Source organism: Streptomyces liliiviolaceus (assembly GCF_018070025.1).
Classification (GTDB): Bacteria; Actinomycetota; Actinomycetes; order Streptomycetales; family Streptomycetaceae; genus Streptomyces; species Streptomyces liliiviolaceus.
Genome location: NZ_JAGPYQ010000001.1, coordinates 3,324,666 through 3,344,636 on the forward strand (window position 1 = coordinate 3,324,666; position 19,971 = coordinate 3,344,636).

15 protein-coding genes, 1 other RNA gene and 1 pseudogene are annotated in these 19,971 nt (G+C 66.2%); 13 read left to right on the forward strand and 4 right to left on the reverse strand.

Annotated features, from left to right (window positions below; genetic code table 11):
- Positions 1-37: 37 nt before the first annotated feature.
- Positions 38-844 carry a MerR family transcriptional regulator gene (locus J8N05_RS14520; RefSeq protein WP_210883090.1) on the reverse strand — a complete coding sequence of 269 codons (807 nt, stop codon included), beginning with the start codon at positions 842-844 and terminating at the stop codon, positions 38-40.
- A 117-nt stretch (positions 845-961) separates the two neighbouring features.
- Between J8N05_RS14520 and J8N05_RS14525 the strand changes: the two genes are divergently transcribed.
- The 6 genes and pseudogenes from J8N05_RS14525 to J8N05_RS14555 all read left to right on the forward strand — a co-directional run bounded on the left by J8N05_RS14525 (position 962) and on the right by J8N05_RS14555 (position 6,858).
- Complete coding sequence (locus J8N05_RS14525; protein WP_210883091.1) at positions 962-1,816, forward strand: AraC family transcriptional regulator; 855 nt, start codon at positions 962-964, stop codon at positions 1,814-1,816.
- An 82-nt stretch (positions 1,817-1,898) separates the two neighbouring features.
- Positions 1,899-2,666, forward strand: a pseudogene (locus tag J8N05_RS48115) (DMT family transporter); the annotation flags it as partial.
- A 67-nt stretch (positions 2,667-2,733) separates the two neighbouring features.
- Positions 2,734-3,140: RNase P RNA component class A (rnpB, locus tag J8N05_RS14540), an RNA gene on the forward strand.
- A gap of 782 nt (positions 3,141-3,922) precedes the next feature.
- Positions 3,923-5,137 carry a helix-turn-helix domain-containing protein gene (locus tag J8N05_RS14545; RefSeq protein ID WP_210883093.1) on the forward strand — a complete coding sequence of 405 codons (1,215 nt, stop codon included), beginning with the start codon at positions 3,923-3,925 and terminating at the stop codon, positions 5,135-5,137.
- Positions 5,138-5,232: 95 nt separating this feature from the next.
- The gene (locus J8N05_RS14550) at positions 5,233-5,757 is read left to right on the forward strand and encodes a hypothetical protein (protein ID WP_210883094.1); all 525 of its coding nucleotides are present in this window, start codon (positions 5,233-5,235) and stop codon (positions 5,755-5,757) included.
- Between the two features lie 495 nt (positions 5,758-6,252).
- Positions 6,253-6,858, forward strand: a complete 606-nt coding sequence (locus J8N05_RS14555; protein WP_247706714.1) for a restriction endonuclease — start codon at positions 6,253-6,255, stop codon at positions 6,856-6,858.
- Between the two features lie 25 nt (positions 6,859-6,883).
- Here J8N05_RS14555 and J8N05_RS14560 read toward each other — a convergent pair whose 3' ends face one another.
- From J8N05_RS14560 to J8N05_RS14570, 3 genes are all read right to left on the reverse strand, one after another.
- Positions 6,884-10,615, reverse strand: a complete 3,732-nt coding sequence (locus J8N05_RS14560) for a caspase, EACC1-associated type (RefSeq protein ID WP_210883096.1) — start codon at positions 10,613-10,615, stop codon at positions 6,884-6,886.
- Positions 10,612-11,028 (reverse strand): hypothetical protein, encoded by a 417-nt coding sequence (locus J8N05_RS14565; protein WP_210883097.1) that lies wholly within the window; start codon positions 11,026-11,028, stop codon positions 10,612-10,614. The genes J8N05_RS14560 and J8N05_RS14565 overlap by 4 nt, the downstream gene beginning before the upstream one ends.
- A 254-nt stretch (positions 11,029-11,282) precedes the next feature.
- Complete coding sequence (locus tag J8N05_RS14570; RefSeq protein WP_210883098.1) at positions 11,283-11,462, reverse strand: hypothetical protein; 180 nt, start codon at positions 11,460-11,462, stop codon at positions 11,283-11,285.
- A 78-nt stretch (positions 11,463-11,540) separates the two neighbouring features.
- Between J8N05_RS14570 and J8N05_RS14575 the strand changes: the two genes are divergently transcribed.
- The 7 genes from J8N05_RS14575 (at position 11,541) to J8N05_RS14605 (ending at position 19,969) form a co-directional block, all read left to right on the forward strand.
- Positions 11,541-11,774 carry a hypothetical protein gene (locus tag J8N05_RS14575; RefSeq protein ID WP_210883099.1) on the forward strand — a complete coding sequence of 78 codons (234 nt, stop codon included), beginning with the start codon at positions 11,541-11,543 and terminating at the stop codon, positions 11,772-11,774.
- Between the two features lie 1,695 nt (positions 11,775-13,469).
- Positions 13,470-14,159, forward strand: coding sequence for a DJ-1/PfpI family protein (locus J8N05_RS14580; protein WP_210883100.1), 690 nt, complete (start codon positions 13,470-13,472; stop codon positions 14,157-14,159).
- A 59-nt stretch (positions 14,160-14,218) separates the two neighbouring features.
- The gene (locus tag J8N05_RS14585) at positions 14,219-14,521 is read left to right on the forward strand and encodes a hypothetical protein (protein ID WP_210883101.1); all 303 of its coding nucleotides are present in this window, start codon (positions 14,219-14,221) and stop codon (positions 14,519-14,521) included.
- Between the two features lie 125 nt (positions 14,522-14,646).
- Positions 14,647-15,930 carry a DUF6924 domain-containing protein gene (locus J8N05_RS14590; protein ID WP_210883103.1) on the forward strand — a complete coding sequence of 428 codons (1,284 nt, stop codon included), beginning with the start codon at positions 14,647-14,649 and terminating at the stop codon, positions 15,928-15,930.
- Between the two features lie 164 nt (positions 15,931-16,094).
- Positions 16,095-16,811, forward strand: a complete 717-nt coding sequence (locus J8N05_RS14595) for a response regulator transcription factor (protein ID WP_210883104.1) — start codon at positions 16,095-16,097, stop codon at positions 16,809-16,811.
- A gap of 38 nt (positions 16,812-16,849) precedes the next feature.
- Positions 16,850-18,310, forward strand: coding sequence for a sensor histidine kinase (locus J8N05_RS14600; RefSeq protein ID WP_247706277.1), 1,461 nt, complete (start codon positions 16,850-16,852; stop codon positions 18,308-18,310).
- Positions 18,311-18,598: 288 nt separating this feature from the next.
- On the forward strand, positions 18,599-19,969 hold the full coding sequence (locus tag J8N05_RS14605; protein WP_247706278.1) for an ROK family transcriptional regulator: 1,371 nt from the start codon (positions 18,599-18,601) through the stop codon (positions 19,967-19,969).
- Positions 19,970-19,971 lie beyond the last annotated feature (2 nt).

Genomic DNA, 19,971 nt, shown 5'->3' on the forward strand with positions numbered 1-19,971 from the left:
GCCCACGCCCCGGCCGTCATCGCCCACGCCCCGGCCGTCATCGCCCACGCTCCGGGCGACCGTGTTCGGGGCGGGCACGTTGCGCGAGGAGCTGGATCGTCCGTAGGACCGCCGCGGACTGGGCGGGCGGGAACTCGTCGAGGAAGGCGCTCAGGAACCCGCCGCCGTTCATCTCGGGTCCGTCCGGGTCGAGACCGTCCAGGCCCAGGTCGGCCAGGGCCTCGTCCGGGAGGCAGTCGGCGATGGCGTGGGCGGCCTCCTCGACGCGCGGGTCGGCCGGGTCGGCGTCCGCGAGCTCGTCCAGCAGCGCGTACGCCGCCTGCGTCCGCTCCAGGGCGCCCGGCACATCGGCGGTGGCGCGCAGCGCGGACACCAGCCGCTCCCGCTCCTTCGGGGCGGCGACGGTTTCGAGGAGGGCGATCATCTCGCGGTCCTTCGCTGCGATCGCCGGTTCCGGGTGCCGGGTCATCTCACCGAAGATGGCGGCGAGTTCGGGGGAGACGGGGCCCTCGGCGGGCATCCGGCCCGCGTCGAGCAGGGCGCGCAGCCGCAGCCGCCTCGCCCGGATCGCCGCCTCCTGGCGCGCCAGGTCGTCGTCGAGTTCCGCGAGCACCTCGTCGAGGTCGCGGCCGGCGTCGTCCGCGAGGACGTCCCGCACCTCGGTGAGCCCGAGCCCCAGCTCGGTCAACCGTCTGATCCGGGCCAGTGCGACGGCGTGCCGCAGTCCGTAGTCGCGGTAGCCGTTGGGGCGCCGCTCGGGCTCGGGCAGCAGCCCGAGCTGGTGATAGTGCCGCACGGTCCGCGTCGTGACGCCGACGGCCGCGGCGAGCTCTCCGATCCGCATGCCCTCAGTAGAAACGTTGACGTTGCGGCAAGGTCAAGCGAGCCGCACCGCGGCGGGGCATGGAAACGAGCCACGCGGGCGTTGCACTCCCCGGGACTTGAAAAGGTGGGTGCGGCCATGGGGGCAGCAGGTGGGCGTCAAGGTACGGGCGGGCGTGAGCGGGCCGTCTGGACGAGGGCGACCCTCGGTGGCACCGGCAGGCCGCTCGACCTGCTGACGGCCACGTTCGACCGCCACAGGTACGCGCCCCACGCGCACGACGAGTTCACCGTCGGTGTCTGCGTCGCCGGCGCCGAGGTCATCGACTACCGCGGCGGCCGCATCCGTCCGGGCCCCGGCTCGATCGTGGTCCTGGGCCCCGACGAGGTGCACACGGGCGGCCCGGCCACGACCGCCGGGGGTTATGCCTACCGCGCCCTGTACGCGGAGACACCCCTGCTCACCGAGGGCACCCTGGGCATCCCGAACTTCCGCGAACCACTCCTCGACGACCCCGAGCTGGCCGCCGCCCTGCGCCTGACCCACACCGAACTCAGCGCCTGCCCGGACCCCCTGGAGACCGAGTCCCGCATACCGTGGCTGCTCACGGCCCTGGCCCGCCGCCACTCCTCGGCCCGCCACGTGTGCGACACGATCCCGGGCGCGGGCCGGGTGGCACAGGAGGTGCGCGACCGCCTGGCCGACGAACTCCTGGCCCCGCCCTCCCTCGCGGCCCTGGCAGCGGACCTCGGCCTGTCCCGCTACCAGCTCCTGCGCGCCTTCCGTACGAGCATGGGGATGCCGCCGTACGCATGGCTGGCCCAGTACCGGGTGAACCGCGCCCGCTGCCTGCTGGAGTCGGGCCACCGCCCCGCCGAGGCCGCCGCGCTGGTGGGCTTCGCGGACCAGGCGCACCTGACGCGCTGGTTCCGGCGGGTGCTGGGGGTGACGCCGGCGGCGTACCGCAACAGCGTTCAAGACGCCCGCCGCTGACCCGGCCGAGACTGCGCGCATGACTGCACGCGGCTGGTTTCTCTTCTCCCTCATGGGAGTGCTCTGGGGCGTCCCCTATCTCATGATCAAAGTGGCGGTGGACGGTGGCATGTCCGCGTCCATGGTGGTGTTCGCACGCTGTGCGGTGGGCGCGGCGCTGCTCCTCCCGTTCGCCGTCCACCAGGGCAACCTGCCCGGAGTCGTACGGGCCCACTGGCGCCCCATGCTGGCCTTCGCGTGCATCGAGATCATCGGCCCGTGGTGGACCCTGACCGACGCCGAACGCCACCTCTCCAGCTCGACGGCGGGCCTGCTGATCGCGGGCGTACCGATCGTGGGCGTCCTCCTGTCGCGCTTCTTCGGCGACACGGAACGCCTGGACATGCGCCGCACGCTCGGCCTCGCGCTCGGCCTCGGCGGCGTGGCGGTCCTGACGATCCCGCACCTGACGGGCGGCGACGCCCGCTCGCTGACGGAGATGCTGATCACGGTGGTGGGCTACGCGACGGCCCCCCTGATCATGGCCCGCTACCTCCGCCAGATCCCAACCTTGCAACTGATAGCCCCGTGCCTGCTCCTATCGGCCCTGGTGTACGCCCCGGCGGCGACCCTGCAATGGCCCTCCACCCCGCCCTCCCTCCCGGTCCTGGCCTCCCTCGCGGGCCTGGGAGTGATCTGCACGGCGCTCGCGTTCGTCGCCTTCCTGGAACTGATCAGGGAGGCGGGACCGACCCGGGCGGTGGTCTTCACGTACGTCAACCCGGCGGTGGCGGTGACGGCGGGCGTCCTGTTCCTGGACGAGGAACTGACGGCGGGAGTGGTGGCGGCCTTCACCCTGATCCTGCTGGGCTCGTTCCTGGCGACGGCCTCGGGACGGCGGCGGGGCGAACGCCCGGTAGCATGGTCGACACGGCAGACGAGCCGGGCGGACGGCCGCGTGGAGTCCCCTTCGGGGGCGCTTCCCGAGGAACGTCCGGGCTCCACAGGGCAGGGTGGTGGCTAACGGCCACCCGGGGTGACCCGCGGGACAGTGCCACAGAAAACAAACCGCCCGGCGCTTCGGCGCCGGGTAAGGGTGAAACGGTGGTGTAAGAGACCACCAGCGCCTGAGGTGACTCAGGCGGCTAGGTAAACCCCACCCGGAGCAAGGTCAAAAGGAGCGCCGTGAAAGGCGCTCTGCGAGGACGTTCGAGGGCTGCCCGCCCGAGTCCCCGGGTAGACCGCACGAGGCCGGCGGCAACGCCGGCCCTAGATGGATGGCCGTCTCCCCGGCCGCCGCGAGGCGACCGGGCGACAGAACCCGGCGTACAGCCCGACTCGTCTGCCGCTCCTTATTTTCGCAGGTCAGAGGCTATGTTTTTTAGTTGAACAAACTCCCCGGGTCGAATCCGGGTCGAATTTGGGCCCGCGTATTGTCGTCACTGTCTTCAGCCCATGCGGCAGATCCGGGCATTCCAGGCGTTAAAGGTGCTTCAACGCCGGCCTGTAGCTGACATTCAGGCGGCGGACAAATATCGGAAGTACATGTACGAGGTGTCTTCTTCTCGACCCGCTCTGGCTGAGCTCGATCACTGATGGTGCGCCCTGGGGTGGACCCGGGAAGTGTGCCGTGGCTGCCTCGGTGTGGTCTGCTCCGGTCGAAGGAGAGCCGTCTACGTCCCTAGCGCAGCCCCCGGAACCTCCGGCGCTCGGCCCGTCAGTCGGCCACCCTGCGCATACCTCGGAGGCCCCGTGCCCCGGGATGACTCCGGGACAGAACCTGTCCACCAGCCCGGATGTCCACCGACCGCCCCACCAGACTTCTCAATGACCGTTGACACCTCTCCTGCGCGTCGCGAAATCCGCGGGAACGTAGATCATCACGTTGATTGGGTCACGCGCGGTGAGCATGCTTCCAGCACGGCCTGGGTCTGGATGTGCGGTGTGGTCTCACTCGGTGTGAGGAGTGGCCGTGGCCGAGCTGGCCGGAGTCCGGTGCGCCACAGCAGGCCCAGATTCGCAACTATGGTGTAGAGATAGTTGCGATGATGGGGATTGGTTGCGACACTGGTATCGAAGAGACGGACGCCGTGAGAGGGGGTGGCTATGCGAGGCGGACTGACAGGCATGGAAGCGCTGGGTTCGTTGCTTCCTGCGGAGTCCTTGACCCGGACTGCAAGCCCTGCCGATGTCGGATACCGAGTCGGACAGGCCCGTACCCGCCGTGGACTGACGGGTGATGCCCTCGGTGCCCTCGTCGGGCTGGGTAAGGACCAAATCTCGAAGATCGAAAACGGTCGGCGCAAGATCGGTGTTCGGGAGCTGCCGAAGTTCGCGGAAGCCTTGGGCGTCTCGGTAGCCAATCTGCTCGGGCAGCCTTCCCGGCCGACCTTGGCCATGGCTCACCGGCTGGCAGGCGACACCAGCCCGGACGAGGACAGCAACGCCAAGCGCCGCGCACTGCAGTTGCTTGAGGTCGAGGACGTTCTGACTCAGCGCGCGGCGCCGCCTCCCGCCTTGCCGACCGCAGCAGGGCAGCAGGTTTTCGACTACGCACGCAAGGAAATGTCCCAGCGTCCGCGTAACAAGGCCGAGGCCGAACGCCAGGGCAAACGCCTGGCCGAGCAAATGAGACACCAACTTGGCCTGGGTTCGCACGAGCTGGGTGACCTGCCCGGACTGATCGAGCGGCACTTCGGGGTCGACGTAGCGTTGTCTCCACTCGGAACTCAGACGGATGGGCTATGCATCCATGGTGACGGTGTGGCGCTGATCGTGGCCAGCACTGACTTCTCCCAAGGTCATGTGCGGTTCACACTCGCTCACGAACTGGGCCACCACTTGCTCGGTGACCCACGTGACGTCATCAACGAGGGCGAGCGGGACATGTTCGCCGACAATCTGCAAGAAAGGCGTGTCAACGCCTTTGCGGGCCACTTGCTGATGCCCGAGGAGGGCATTCGCGAGACCCTGAGATGGCTGAGTGCCGGACGTGTCACCGAGCGCAGCCTGGTTGCACTCATGGAGCAGTTCGGCGCCTCCCTGGCGGCCCTGGTCTACCAGCTCTGCGTCATGGGCTTGATCACCTACGATCAGAGCAAGCGCTTGCGCAGCCAGAGGGTGACAGATCTCGTCACACGCCACGCCTCGGTAGCTCCCACTGGTGCGGGGATCACGGTTCGGCAGACAGTCCGCGCGCCCGAGCGTCTCTTGAGCGCTGCGGTAGACGCAGCCCGCAACCAGCACGTGGGCCTGGGCGTAGTGGCGACCTTGCTGCAACGCGAGGACGACGATGCTCTGTGGGATGCGGTGATGGAAGCTGATCCCGAGGTGCTCGTCTGACGCCGGCCAGCGCGGTGACGACTCCCGCGCCCGCAAAGCCTGCCCTATGGTTCGTCGACACCTCCTCGCTGTTGTCCCTTGCCTCTAATGACAACTTGCGCCAGACGGTCCAGGGCGAACTGGTGTCGCAGCGCCGCGTCTTGCTGGACGTCGTCGTCGACGAACTGGAACGCCTGGCAAGCCAGGGCCCACCAGACATCAAAGACCTGGCGGTAGCAGCGCTGGGGCAACTCGACTGGCTGGGAGACTCCGTAGACACCGACGAACTTGTTGCGGCGGAGCGGGTCGTGGAGATTCAGGACATCATGCGCAGCGGCAGGAGCCTGAGACATCCGGCGGAGCACTGGGCAGAGTCAGTGATCATGGCCATGGCCGAGCGGCTTCAGCAGATGGACCCGTACGTGCTGTGCGAGGACTACAACGCACGCATTGAATCACTCCACCACAACCTCACGCCCTTCAGCATCCACAAGCTGCTGGCTCGCATGGTCCAGGGTGATCGCCTCGCCGCTGACGAAGCGGCTATTTTCGCAGATGCTCTCCAGGCTGCTGAACGAGGGAAGGACTACACGGCCGCAGAGTTCATATCCGGCCGGTTGGGCCGTGTGGGCCAGCCCTAGCCCGGGGAGCTGGACGGCCGCCGACCTCCAGCCGCCGACATCTGGTCGAGCACGCACATTCAGCGCCGTGGGTGGCTGACCATGTGAGATCGGGGCGTGGTGACAGCCCAACCGGCTTACGGGGGCGCATCGGGCTGGCGGACCAATGCGGCGGGCTGTCGTCTGCAGGCGGTGAGCGGTGCCTCGACATGGATGCGTCCTGCGTGGCCTGGAAGAGGCGCACAAGCCGTGACGAGCGGGCGGATCGGTTAGGGGGCCAGGGCCCGCCTCTACGCTCGCGTGACCGTCCGAGTCCTGGGTCTGGCTAAGTCGAATCGGCCATGGCTGGCTTGCGCTCTTCCGGGCTTGTCCTGCCTTGCCGAGACTCTCGCTTCAGGAGGGTTCGGGGAGGGTGAGATGGCTGTTCGACGTGGACGGAAGCCAGCTCGTCGTAGCGGGCGGGCCACAGGAACAAAGCCGATCGTGCTCGGCGGAGGCGGCCTGCTCATCGTGCTGATGGTGTTCTGGTCGCAGGTGTGGCCGTACGTCGTCGGGAGCGTGGTCCTCGGCGGTATCGGAGCCGTGGGCTGGTGGCTGTGGCGCACCGACCGGAGGGTGCGTGCTCGGGACCGCCGTTGGCACCAGGACGAGGCGGTGAAGGCCGGTCGACGGACTTTGGCCGAGGTGGATGCGATGACGGGCACCGAGTTCGAGGAGCTCGTCGCCGACTTGTGCCGCAGGGACGGGTGTACGGAGGTTCGGCGGGTGGGTGGTTCGCACGACAACGGTGCTGATGTCGTCGGTCGTCTGCCGGATGGCCGGACGTTTGTGATCCAGTGCAAGCGGTACGCGCCCAGCCGCACCATCGCCAGCCGTGAGTTACGTGATCTGCTGGGTGCCAAGGTCCACTTCCAGGCCGACGTGGCGGTGTTTGTGACGACCACCAGGTTCAGCCGTCCTTCCGAGAGGTTCGCGGTGGAGCACGGCATTCTCGCTGTGCACCGCAATCACCTCGGCTTGTGGAACAACGGAGCCTCCCTTTTGGCATTGAGTCGTGTGAACGGTGGCGGACAGGGGGACCCCCGTCACCGGGCGCGTTGGAAGCAGGCCTACGGGAAGTGACCGGCGTCCAAGAGCCGTTCACCGGTCAGCAGGTGCTCGTGTCGTACAGCCGCCACGCCGGGTAGCGCAGGGCGCGAGCGCTCTCTTCGCTGCAGTCCACGAGCCGACGGCGGTGCAGCATCAGGCGCAGGTGGCGTGCTGCGTCAGCGCCTTCGTCCGGCCCGCGGTCGAGCAGGACGGCCTGTGGGCGGGCAGCGTCCTGGGTGCGTATCAGGACGTCGACGGGGTGGCCGTAGACGCTCTCGCCGAGCGCTGCTGTCGTTCCGGGCTGTGTGGACATGGCCTGGTAGAGGCGTTGCAGCAGGTTGTCTCCCGCATGGTCTTCGATGCGAGGCCCGGTCGTGGTGGCGGCGTTCAGGAGTTCGGTGGCGACACCGCTCCACTTGCGCCACAGGTTCATGTCGCCGACCACGATGAGGTGGCTGCGGGCGCGGGTGATGGCGACGTTCCAGAGGTTGAGCTGGCGGTGGACCCAGCCGATTGCGCTGTCGTGCATGCCTTCAGCGGCGACGAGGGAGAAGACCATGACGTCGCGTTCACCGCCTTGGAAGGTGTGCACGGTGCCGACGCGCACGCGTTGCCGGCCGTATTGCCTCAGTTGTGCGCGGAGTTCGTCGGCTTGGGGCGTGAAGGGGGTGACCACGCCGATCGTGGCTTCCTCGGGGAGTTCCTCCAACAGGGCACGTACGAAGCTGTCCACCTGCCGGATCTCGTCGTGGTTCACCCAAGAGCCGCCGTACGGGGGCCGGGTGGCCCGTCCGGGGACGTGGGACCAGAAGATCGGTTGCCTGGGCAGGGACGGGCGGCCTCGGGTGTCGGTGAGGACCGTCAGCCCTTGGTCGTAGAAGAGTTCGTTGGACACGGCGGCGATGTCGGGGTGGCAGCGGAAGTGCTCGTCGAGGAGGAGGGTGCCTCCCGCGGAGCGCTCGGCGGCGTGGAATGCGGAGTGGCGGCGGTGGGCGAGCCGGTGCTTTTCCAGCCAGCCGGAGCGCAGGCCGGTCTTGCGGCGGATCAGAGCCTCGCGTTCCGGACTGATCTTGGCGATGTGCGGGAGCTGCATGGCGTCCCCGATGATCAGGGCTCGCCGTGCCCGGAACAGCAGAGGAAGCACGTGCGGGATGGCGCACTGGCTGGCCTCGTCGATGACGACCAGGTCGAACAGGGCGGGACCGAGCGGGAAGCGCCGAGCGGAAAGGCTGGTGACTGCCCAGCCGGGTGCGGCAGGGAGCACCTCGCGCACGGCGGCCCAGTCGGTGCGGTTGCTGTCCCTGGCGTTCAAGAGATTGCGGATGCGCTGACGGCCGGTCCGCGCGTTGCCCCGCACGGTGCTTTCCAGCAGGGTGCGCGAGGCGTTTTGTACGCCCGATTCGACAGCGCCGACCGTCGTAGCCAGCGCGGTGTCATCGACATGGGCGACCTGTGCGTATCCGTTGCGCCAGGCCCCTTCCGCAGCAGCGAAGTCGGCCAGAGCGAGGCAGCCTTCTGCCCGGTCTCCCTCGAAGGTTGTGAGACCGATCTTGCTCAGGAAGCGGCCGCGCCGCCAGGTGCCGAAGAACCGGGCGTGGGCCAGACGCCGTGCCCGGCCCTCCAGCTGACCGAGGCTTCTTGCCTGTGACAGGACCTCGGTCAGTTCGGTTACAGAACGGCCGAGTTGGGCGGCGTGTTCCTCACGCAGTTGGCCGGCTTGAAGCAGGTCCTTTTCGGTCGTGGTGACCTGGGCGAGGTCCTGCCGGACGCGGGCAAGTTGGCCGCGGGCGATGTCGACGTCCATGGCGGCCGTGGCCACGTTGGGGACTGGTTGCGGCGCGGTGCGCAGGGCGCCCAGGCCTTTGGCCTCGGTTTCGACGTAGTTCCCGGTCTTGGCCTTGGCCGAGCCGGTGCGTATGACACTGCCGGGTACGAGCGTGTCGCAGCGGCGCCAGACCTCGTCCACCGCCTCGTTGTTGTTGGAGGCCACGAGAACGGTCTGGCCGCTCGTCACCGCTGTGGCGACGAGGTTGGCCACAAGCTGGCTCTTTCCGGTGCCCGGCGGTCCCGTGGCGACGGTCAGCCGTCGGGTCATGGCCGAGTGCAGCACGGCGGCTTGGGCCTCATTGCAGGGCAGTGGTGTGACCAGACGTGTCGGCTCTGGTTCCGACAGGGCCAGTGCGCGGGTGCGTTCGGCCGGGTCGGGCGAGAGGGCGGCGAGCGCTGTCGCCTGGATGCGGTCCGTCTGCTCCGCTATACCGGCGAAGTCGTCCAGGAGCTTCTTTGTGTAGGCGGTGTCGGGCAGAGCCGCGAAGAGCACGGCGGTGTTGCGCGCGCCGTCGCCGGGCGTGTGAATGTCGATGCGGTCGGCGAGCTGATCGGGAAGGAGTTCCTGGACGCAAGGGATCTCGAACTCCTCCCGGAGTAGCTTGCTCGCTTCCACGGCCATGCGGTCGTGCTGGCCGCGATGCCAGGTCGGCTGGAAGGTGTCGGTGAGCTGGGCGGCCTCTTCGTCTCCCAGCCAGTCCCGCGCCAGCTGAGGGTGCGGCTGGACGGGACCGTAGGGCTTGAGCCGTACCTGGCTGTCTTCGGAGATGATCTCCACGCGGCGGATCAGCAGGGGCGCGAATTTCGGGTGCCGCCAGGGGCGGCCGCCGCGTGGCTTGGTCAGGACCACAGCCGGGTATCCGGTCCACAGTTCAGCCTCCTGCTCGGTGGCCGACTCGATCAGCTCGTTTGCTTCTGTCGGGACGGGGATGCAGCCGTTGTCGTCGACGTCGCCGGAGAGAAGTCGCTCCGAGCCGGAGAGGCAGACGTACGAAGTGTCGTGGTCGCCGACCGACATCAGCGGGGTCTTGGTCTCGTCGGACAGCACGCACTCGCGGTAGTAGTCCATGAGCTGGTGCCACGTTGGCTGAGACGAGGCGGATTTGCGCGTGGGTGCCTGGGCTTGCGGCGCGGAGGTGAGGGTGGAGCGACGGGTGAGTGGTGTGAGCAGCGGGGCCGCGCCGAACGGGCAGTCGGCGATGACGATACGGTCGTCGACGCCGTGCGCGAACTTGACCGGTACCTGGCGGGCACCCTGGGCGCGCATGCGCCGGTTGACGTAGTGGAAGAGGTCCTCCACGGACACGTCACCCTTGCCGTCCTTGCTCACCTTGCCGGTGCGCAGGGCTTCGATGACCTCGGCGGTGAAGGCGGACGGCTGCACCTCGCCATTGCTGTCCGTGTCGGCGTATGAGTCCTCACCGGCCCGTGACGACGACAGCACGTACACGCCGCGGCTGGTGAGCAGGGGCTGTTCCTGCTCGGCGGACTTCGCGACGGAGTCGGCCTGCTTGTCGGAGGTGCGCAGGCCCACGGCGAAGCCGCCACTGCGGCAGCAGTCGATCATTACGACCTTCTGCGGGGCCCAGCACTGCTCCAGCTGCTCGTTGACGAAGCCCGCGCTCACGCCCGTTTCCGCGATCCGGTCGAAGTCGGTGTCGGTGGCGATGAAGTGGAACTCCCCGCTGTCCCGCACGAATCGCGCGCCGTGTCCGGATACGTAGACCAGGGCCAGTTCATCCTGCTCGCAAGCGTCCAGGAATTCGCTGACGGCCTCCTGTATGTCGGCGGCGGTCAAGTTCTCCCGGGATGTGATGGAGACGAACCCGCCAATGTTGCGGTGTCTGAGGACCTGCTCCATGCCCCAGATGTCGGCCCGTGTGGAGGGCAGCGGGGGGAAGCGGCTGTCGTCGTAATGCTCATTGCCGATGAGTAAGGCGCGGCGTCTGACAAGCCGGGTCACTCGCCGTCACCTTCCGATCCGTTGGACGGGGCGTCACCCACCTTGTCCAGGAATTCACGGACCACGCGCTCCTGAGCAGCGTCCGGACGGCCTGTGATGGCGACGGAATGCCCGTCGTAGGTGACCTCGACCTTGCGGTGACGGTCCCTGGCGCACCATTCCTTGATCGCAGTGATCAGGATCTGGGAAGCGGGTCGGGCGACCGCGGTTGCCGTGGCAGCCCACAGGGCCACCTCGCCGGCGCCGACGCCCTTGTGGCCCGGTCGTGATGTTGCGTCGTCTTCGGCGAAGCCGGCGAGCACGCCCTCCGTTCCGTGCAGGGCCGCGTACAGATCGCGTGTGAGACGTTCCTGCCGCAGCGTGTCCCCGCCGGTCGGCACCACGAGCTGCCACCGGCGTCCCCCGTCCTGCATGCACCACTCCTTGTTATCGGGCCGTCACGTGGAATGACTTTGGCACGAAGGTGCCTCTGGCAACAGCTCGGCGGGTGTCCGAAGGGGCACCATTCAGCCAGTCATGAGTTAGAGCATCTTGTCGGCTCGATTCAGAGCGCGCGCATGCGGCGGTGTGTGCGTGGCGGCTCGGACAGCAGTCGCATGGCCATGACGGAACTGTCCTCGCGCAGCGAAACGGGTTCGTCCCAGTCGTCCTGGCGGCGGACAGACCTTCACCTCGATCGCAGAGCGTGTGCGTCGCGCCGGTACTCCTCCATCCGCCCGTCGCGCAGGTAAGCGAAGAGGCTCGTCTCAAGACCGGAGAACGCCTCCACCTGCGTTCCGTTCAACCGGAAGACGTGATCCGTCCTGACAAAGGACATCTCGCCGATCTCGTGATCGATGTCCTGCACGGTTCCCGTATCGCAAGTCGTCGGTGCGGCGGTCCTCGGTGGTGGCCGGCACTGGAGGCGGGCCGTTACGGTGACGGCGTGTTCACGGCGGGACCGGACGGCGGCCTCGGCACCGAGGAGGCGTACGGCGTCGAGGGTACGGCCGAAGGTGCCCCGCTGGTCGCCGTCGGCGAGGCGGTCGTGTACGGCGCCGAGGCCCGCGACGGCCCAAGCGGAGACATACAGGGCCCACCGTTCCTGGGCGCGGACCGGCGGGTGACGTACGCGGCCACACCGATCTCGCTCCAAACCGCACTGTCCTCCCTGTCCTAGGCTCCGGCATCGGCGACAAGGGGTGTCCAGGCACAGGGGCAGCGCGCGGCAGACCCGCTCGCAGGGCAAGGTGCCCGTGCTGCAGAAGAGCAGACAGGGGAGAGGTCACCGAGTGCTAGAGCGCAGCGGGTTGTCGTACGCCAAAATCAACATCGCCGCCCCATCACCGTCTCGAATCACAATGAGCATCTTCAGAACGGCCACCGATCGGGTGACGTCGACGATGCCGGTTCGGGCCAGACAAGAGGCATCTGGCCTGATCACCGGCATCGTAGACACCTGACTGTCCGTCACTCTCAGGAGAAGCGGCTGAAGAAGCTCAATGAGTCGCACATCTGTGACACTGGGTTGGGCCACGGTGCGGCTGCCGGTTAACTGCCCGGCCCTGGAGGGCGTTCGTCTGATCGCCCTGACGCTTGAGAGCTATCCGCCCGAGCGCACCGCGGACCTTCAGCAGCGGGCCCGTGCAGCGTCCGGGCACGGCGGCGCGATCGCTGGTGTCAATTTATCCAATTTTATCCGGTCCTTAAGGTCTTGCACAGGTTTTCACGATGAAGAAACATGAGGAGAGATTGAGTAAACCGTGAGCCTCCGGATTTTTTTTGGAGAGTGCGGAGGTTCAGGTTGGTGCTACGAGGAGGCGAGATACAGCGTTTGCGTAATTGAGTGATCGGCGGTGTGGTGTCACTCGCGCTGATCGGAGGTGTAGGAACTTCCCAGGTCTGCGCTTATGGTCCAGCTTCGATCGAGGTGGCATCGGATGCAGATGGGGTAACACCTGTCAGGCTTTCGGTGAAGTCCTCCTTAGATTCAACCCAATCGACCGCGCGCATCGGTGAATATGTTGAGGTTGCGGAGCGTCGAACGAAGTTGAAGAAAATACTGAGAGTGTGCGTCGGGTATTTGAGGAAGATTGAACATAACTTCGCGAGAATCGCCAGAGTTGGGATTATCGGTGACGGCAGTGCTGCACATTGAACGACTATTACGCGCTTCGAATTGATGCGTGTTGGGTAGAACCCGAATGCCTTTACTGGAGTGGTCGCCGATGCGGAGTTTCTTGCGGCTCGCCGTCGGTTCTTCGATTTGATAGACGATAATGATATAGCTTCTGGAAAAATGCAGCTTGCTGCCACAGTGGTAGGTGTTAGTGATAATCCCATCTTAAATGCTGGAAAAAAGTGCAGGGGATTCGATTTTCCAACGCCTGGCGGGCATCTGATCTAGATGGATTGTGCTTTATTTTCCAGCCTCGACGTTTCGTGCAGTGTGTTGAGGTTGGGCAGGTAGAGAACCCGAATACCGTCTCGGATCGGCGCTGAATTCCACTGTTTCGGATGTTGAGCTGCTGTCGTGCGGAATTCCCAGCTGACAGCTAGGCGCTTGAACTGATGGGGCAGGGTCAAGGTCTGCTCGACGGTATAGCGGAGTTCGCCTAGGCCCTTGCCGTTCGGGGTGTCTTTACGAGAGATGGCCCGCAGAATCCCGCGTCTGCGCAACTCGCACTGGTTCAGGTAAGAGTCGTCGCCCTTGTCACCGAGAAGCGGCTCAGGGCTGCACTTGCTGTGGTGGCGAAATTCCGTTGGAAGATGTCACTAATGCTCCTGTGGGGGAAAGTGGCAGCCGGTTAGCCTCGGGGAGGCCCCGCCTTCCGCCCGGCGCAGACCGGATTCACTGCATTCGAGGGAACTCTCCATGCACACCCAAATCGTCCTGTTCGACGGCTTCGATCCGCTAGATGTCATAGCGCCCTACGAAGTACTTCACGCTGGCGCCACCGCCTCCTGCGGTGCGGTAAGTGTGGAACTGGTCTCCGCCGAAGGTCCGCGCGAGGTGATCAGCGGGACCGGAAAGTTAGCGCTGCGTGCCACCGGCGTCCTCGACCCTCGGCGTGCGGGCCTCATCCTGGTCCCCGGCGCTTCGGGCCGTGTCGGAGAGCCCAGTGAAGCACCCGACTGCGACGCGGGTGCTGGGCAGTGGCAGCAGGACGAGTTCATCCCCGTGCTGCTCGCCCGTACGCTGACGACCGGGCTGCCTGAGCTGATGAGGACAGCGATGCACAATCCGGAGGTGACGGTCAGCGCGGTGTGCGGTGGCTCTCTCGTACTGGCCATGGCCGGCTTGCTGGAGGGACGTCATGCCACCACCCATCATGCGGGCCTAGACTTGCTCGACGCTACCGGTGTGTGTGCCGTCGGTGCTCGCATCGTCGACGACGGCGATCTCGTCACTGGCGCCGGCGTCACCTCTGGTCTCGATCTGGGCCTGTATCTCCTGGAGCGAGAGGTGGGCCCTCGGATCGCTCACGCTGTCGAAGAGCTGTTCGCCCATGAGCGCCGTGGCACCGTCTGGCGCGATCAGGGCCCGGTGCCCTCCGGCCTTTGACCACGCAGAGCTCACCCCGAGTCGCTGACTTGTAACGCACCGTTAGGAAGAACAGCGCAATGTCCGTCGAAGGCATCTGGAACCTGTCCGTCCACACCCCTGTCGGCATGATCGAAGTCGTCGTCGAAATCTCGCGCCCGAACGGAGTCCTGACCGGGACCGCTTACGGGCCCGAAGAGCAAGTCCCGCTCAGCGATGTCGTCCTCGAAAGCGACTTGATCACCTGGAAGCAGGCTGTGACCAAGCCCATGCGTTTGAACCTGGCCTTCGCCGTGACGGTCACTGGTGACACCCTGACCGGCACCGCCAAGGCTGGACGCCTCCCGGCATCCAAGGTCACCGGTCGACGCCGCACCGTCTGAATGACAGGAGGATGGAGTGAATATTTTCAATCTGGCGGTATTGAAATTTACTCAGCGCCGTAGAGTATATCTGTATATTCGCCAAGTGGTATCACATGACTAACTGCAATACAGAGAGCTACATCATGGCATGTGAAGACGGGGTCAGGGATCTGGACGCCATCAGGGACGACTGGACGGATGTCGCCCTTACGACGGGCCCAGCCGACCGCTCCGAGGCCGAGGCCGGGGCTTGCGATGCCTATCGCGCGGTGGGACTTGAGCCTCCTGCGGTTTTCGTGTGGCTCGATTCGCCTGCCGCTGGCGCGCTGGGGGTGCATATGTTGACATATTCCGCGGCGATCGGGGAGAAGCGGATTCTGGACCGGGGCTGGGCGCAGATCCAGGACCAGGTCTGGTCGCAGGTGCAGGGATGGGGACAAGACTGGACCGAATCGGAGACGGCCAGGTGGTCACGGCTTCGGTCCGCAGTCGGAGAGCCGGTCGTGGAACGAGTGTGGTCGCAGAGCTTTGACCGGGTCCGGGAGCAGTCCCAGAAGGAGGTCGATGGACAAATTTTGACCAGGGCGGTGGACCACGCCGCCCGGAACGGCATATGGTCCGGAGTCTGGGAGCATGTCCGGGCTCAGGTCCGGGAGCAGATCGGTACTGGTATTTGTGCGTCGGTACCCGGTCAGCGGGATGCTGAATGGCTGGCGGCGTACGACTATTTCCGCACCCACTGCTCTGTCGCAGCCGTCGACCAGCTAACCGGTGTCATGCGTGTTGCCCGCTCCGCCGGACAGTGGTGGCCATTTAGGAACGCCGTCTTTCTCACAGAGCGCCCCACCGCGATACACCGGGACAGTGATGGCCGGCTCCACTCTGAAACAGGCCCGGCTGTGGTTTATCCCGATGGGTTCGCGCTCTGGGCATGGCATGGGGTCCGACTGTCTGAAGAACCGACCAGGACACGGCCAGTGATCAGCCGTGACGGGGCCGACTTCGAGTCCGACGCCCTTGTCGTGCGTACGGACTACTCGGATGACGAAGCATGGCGGTCAGTTGTCGACCTGCTCAACCGGCCCGTCGACGGCAACGAGATACAGACCCATCTGGTCGACGACCCCGCGTTCGAAGGGGCGGACCCAGGAGAAGTGGTGCTGTCCGCATTGGCCGGCGATGCCAGGCTCCAAGTGGTCTTTCTGGCCGACGCCGCTGCCATGAGGGGAGAACATACGCTGATTGCGGCTTCGACCAGGAGCCAGGATCTAGACGACGAAGGTGGGGACGAAGAGCTTCCGCGGGAGTTCCGGCTGGTGCCGTCGGCGGTCAATCTTGTTCATGTGAACCTGGCCATAGGGAACTTGGACTTCTACGAATTTTCCTATGGAGCCCGACGGTCGCCCGAGGGAATCCTACGATGGTGACCATGCGGCCGATACCGCTGGGCGGTGAGGACTGCATGATGCCGCAGATCCCCAGAAACCTGACGTTCTTCATGTCTGGCCGCAGGTTCTCAGCCGCCGCTGGTTTTGCCCTCACCAGGGTACCCGTGTGCTGAGTGCGTGGACTGCTTGATCGGAGATATCGCATGGCGAGCAGGACCGGACGGGTTCTCGTGGCCGATGACGACATCAATACGCGGCGTTCGCTGGAGCGCGGGCTTCGCCTGGGTGGCTTCGAAGTGATCCTGGCCGAGGACGGACGCGCCGCGATGGAGTCTTTGGGCCGGACGCCTCCCGATGTCGTCGTCCTCGATGTCTGCATGCCCGGGCTGAGCGGCATCGAGGTGTGCCGGAGGCTGCGCGAGAGCGGTGACGAGGTACCGATACTCATGCTCTCCGGGCTGGACGAAGTGGCCGACAGAATCGCCGGACTGGAAGCCGGCGGCGACGACTACTTGGTCAAACCGTTCGCGCTGCAGGAACTGAAACTGCGGTTGCAAGCACTGCTGAGACGACGCCCTCCCGTGGTGACGGATCGCATCGAAGTGGGTGCTCTGACAGTGGATCCTTCAGTCCATCAGGCATCGCTGGACGGACAGCCGCTGCACCTGACACCGCGCGAGTTCCACCTGCTGGAGACGCTGGCTCGCAACGCGGGCATCGTCCTCAGCCGCGATCAGTTGCTTGAACACGTCTGGGGCTACGACGCTCGTGTCCGTACGGACGCCGTGGACACTTTCATCAGCTATCTGCGGCGTAAGACGGAGGCCCACGGTCACCCGAGAGTGCTGCACACTGTGCGAGGCCTGGGATTCGTCCTGCGCATGGACAGGAGTGTCCAAAAAGGCGGTACGACGTCGTGAGGCTCTCCACCCGCTTCGCCCTGACCGCCGCGGTGATCGTGCCCGTTCTCGCCCTTGCTACCAACTGGCTTCTGCTGGCGTGGTTCGCCAAGGACCTGCATGCCGAGCAAGAGATGCAGCTCCGTTCCCGCGCCACGGCCATCACCCACAATGCCGAGGCGTACCTCAAAGCCGTCGAGGCCAATCACCCTGTCATCGCTGAGAACGCTCGGCGCCGCCTCATCGACTCGGCATTGGACGTCGGCTTCCGGTTGGACGCCCCCGACGGAATCGTGGAAGGCGGCCCCGCGCAGGACTTGGCGACGGAGCTACCGGAGGAAGCAACGGAACCAGTCATGCTGACCACCTCGGACTCCGGGAACACCAGGTGGCTCGTTACATCCCGGCGGGTCACCCCGTCGAACGGCATACCTCCGGACGGGCCCAACCTGTGGATGTACTCTCCCGACACCGCCTACCAGGCGCAACTGTCCCATGTCCGTGAGCGGATGTGGACCATGGTGTTGATTTCCGTGCCGGTGACGTGGTCGATCGCTTGGCTGATCGCGGATCGTGCCACCAGGTCGCTGCGACGTCTTCAGCACCGCACAAGCGGACTCGACCCCCGCATCACTGTCCTTCGCCTGGAACACACCCTGAGCGGCGTCACTGAGGTGGATGACCTCGCCCGCACCCTGCAAACCGCACTGGCCCGGTACGACGAGCAGGCGGCTCGTGCGGGAGAGGCCCTGGCCACGGCACGGTCCTTTGCCGCGGCGGCCTCCCACGAGATGCGTGGCCCACTGACAAGCCTGCGCACCAACCTCGACATCCTCGGTGAGTATCCGGACCTGACAGCCGCCGACCGGGAAGCGGTTCTTCTGGAGATGGGGCAGGAACAGTCCCGGTTGCTCGGACTGTTGGGCATGCTGCGCACCCTGGCGCAGGGAGATCTCGTGGAGATGGACGCCTTCACCCGACTGGACCTGGCCGAGGTCGTACAGTCCTCGGTCGCGGATCTGCGCCGGACCCGCCCCCAGGCGCGTCTGACGGTGACCGTGGCCAGCGGATTGCTGGTCCACGCATGGCATGAAGGGCTGCGCTCAGCCGTCGACAACCTGCTCGTCAACGCCTGGACGCATGGCCGTGCGAAAGATGGTGTCGCCCGGATCGAGGTGAGCCTGAGCCCTGTCCATGACGCCGGCGCACCGGCAGCGCTTCTCCTCGTCGAGGACCACGGTCCCGGAGTACCGCCGGCCTCGCGTGAGGAAGTGTTCCAGCGGTTTCTCCGAAGCCCGGACAGTCCTGGATCGGGCCTCGGCCTCACCCTGGTCGCACAGCAGATCGCCCTGCACCAGGGACGGGTCGCGGTCCTGGACCGTCCGGACGGGGCACCTGGAGCGTGTTTCCAGGTATGGCTTCCGGTCTCTGGCACACATGACCTGCAGCACACTCTGCCGCTGCTGCGCCGGGACTGGCTGACGGCCCCGGACGACGAGTACGGACCGAAGACCGAGTAGCACGAAGAGACGTCCGACCTGTCCCGATGGCTCATCTCCGGTCGAGTCAGGTCGGTGTTCGGCGCGGGGCGACTCGGCGGCCAGGTAGCGGTAGCAGCCGGTGTGAGAGACCCCGGGCACCCGGCAGATCCGCCCCTTCCGAGCCTTCAGCAGCCGGACGTTCTCCATCCGCACCCGGCCAAGCACCTCTTCAGTGCCCACTCGGAGGAGTCACATAGTTTTCACAAGAACCCTCCCTACTTTCCTCCTCGCGGAAGTTGCTTCCTGTTCCGAGGAGGGATGTCGAGAGTGTCGGATGCGCGTACCTACCCGGTCTTACGCCGACCGCAGCGGAACGACTTCGACGAGCCTGCGCACGGACAGCACGCCGACCAAGTGGTACGACTGCTGCGCCGGTTCGGCCCCCTGACGAGAAGCGAGTTGGGGAAGCTGTGCGGTTTGTCCCGCACGACGCTGTACGAGGTCGTCAGCAAGCTCGTGGACGCCGGTACGATCGTGGCCACGGTGCCGGACAACGCGTCGCGCGGACGGGGTCGGCCGGCGGAGAAACTGGAGCTCAATCCCGCAGCTGGCTGTGTCCTGGGTATCGATTTCGGGCATCAGAGTATCCGCGTAGCCGCCCTGGTGCCGGCGCGCCGCGAGATCCGCACGGTTGTCGAGACTCATCTGGCCACCGCCTCGTGGCCGGAACGCATGTCACTCGCCCGGCAGTTGGCCCGCGCTGCAGTCGGCGGACAGCTAGGACAGAGATCCTTCGATGCCGTCGGGGTGTCGTTGCCGCGTTCGCAGTCTGTCCTGTCGGCGCAAGCCGACCAGCGGGCCGTGACGAAGATGATCAGCCGCAGCTTCGGTGCCAGGGTCCGGCTGGATTCCGCCGTTCGGCTGGCGGCCCTGGCCGAGGCGTCCTGGGGTGCGGCAGAAGGGCAGAAGGAGGTGCTTTATCTGGAACTGTCGAACCGGGTCGGTGGCGGATTGATCAGTTCCGGTAGCTTGCACCGAGGTGCCTACGGCCGTTCAGGAGAGTTCGGGCACATCGTGGTGGAGCCCCAGGGCGCACCGTGTTCGTGTGGCGGTCGGGGTTGCCTGCAGACGGTGGCCTCCAGCGGAGCGGTGCTGGAGGCGTACGGGGCGGCCACGGATGTCGCCGGGCTGGAATCTGCACTGCGGTCCGGAGCCGAGCGTGCCCGAGAGGCGGTCGAGCGTGCTGGTACTCACGCGGGCCGGGCACTGGCTGGTCTGGTCAACGCGCTCGAACCCGGCATCGTGGTCGTGGGCGGGGCATTGACCTCCATCGAGTCACCCCTGATGGAACGGCTCGAACGGGAACTGCGCGCCCACGTGGTGCAGTGTTCCTGGCGGCCGCCGTTGGTCCTCAGGACGGCGACGCTCGGCACGGCCGCAGCCGCTCTCGGCGCTGTCTCCCTCGCTTTGAGCCACCCTGACACCGCTTCGGCCCGCTCATTGGGCCGACGACCGAACCCGTCCGTCCAACCCGGGCGGACGGGGCCCATGTCGGCTGCTCCTGGTCCGGAACTCTCTCTGGCCGCCCTGCTGGCCGGCCGTCCCGTGGGCGACGGCATGCATTACGGGGACGGTCCCACCGTGCCCGCGAACCAACGTGACGTCCTGCCCAGCACGTACACCACACCCACCATGTGAAG

What these genes read in the sequence shown, in the direction of transcription:
- J8N05_RS14565 (WP_210883097.1), bottom strand. Translation starts at nt 11,028, where the DNA reads ATGCAGGACGGGGGACGCCGGTGGCAGCTCGTGGTGCCGACCGGCGGG.
- J8N05_RS14595 (WP_210883104.1), top strand. Translation starts at nt 16,095, where the DNA reads ATGGCGAGCAGGACCGGACGGGTTCTCGTGGCCGATGACGACATCAAT.
- J8N05_RS14555 (WP_247706714.1), top strand. Translation starts at nt 6,253, where the DNA reads ATGGTGTTCTGGTCGCAGGTGTGGCCGTACGTCGTCGGGAGCGTGGTC.
- J8N05_RS14585 (WP_210883101.1), top strand. Translation starts at nt 14,219, where the DNA reads ATGTCCGTCGAAGGCATCTGGAACCTGTCCGTCCACACCCCTGTCGGC.
- J8N05_RS14580 (WP_210883100.1), top strand. Translation starts at nt 13,470, where the DNA reads ATGCACACCCAAATCGTCCTGTTCGACGGCTTCGATCCGCTAGATGTC.
- J8N05_RS14590 (WP_210883103.1), top strand. Translation starts at nt 14,647, where the DNA reads ATGGCATGTGAAGACGGGGTCAGGGATCTGGACGCCATCAGGGACGAC.
- J8N05_RS14545 (WP_210883093.1), top strand. Translation starts at nt 3,923, where the DNA reads ATGGAAGCGCTGGGTTCGTTGCTTCCTGCGGAGTCCTTGACCCGGACT.
- J8N05_RS14525 (WP_210883091.1), top strand. Translation starts at nt 962, where the DNA reads ATGGGGGCAGCAGGTGGGCGTCAAGGTACGGGCGGGCGTGAGCGGGCC.
- J8N05_RS14520 (WP_210883090.1), bottom strand. Translation starts at nt 844, where the DNA reads ATGCGGATCGGAGAGCTCGCCGCGGCCGTCGGCGTCACGACGCGGACC.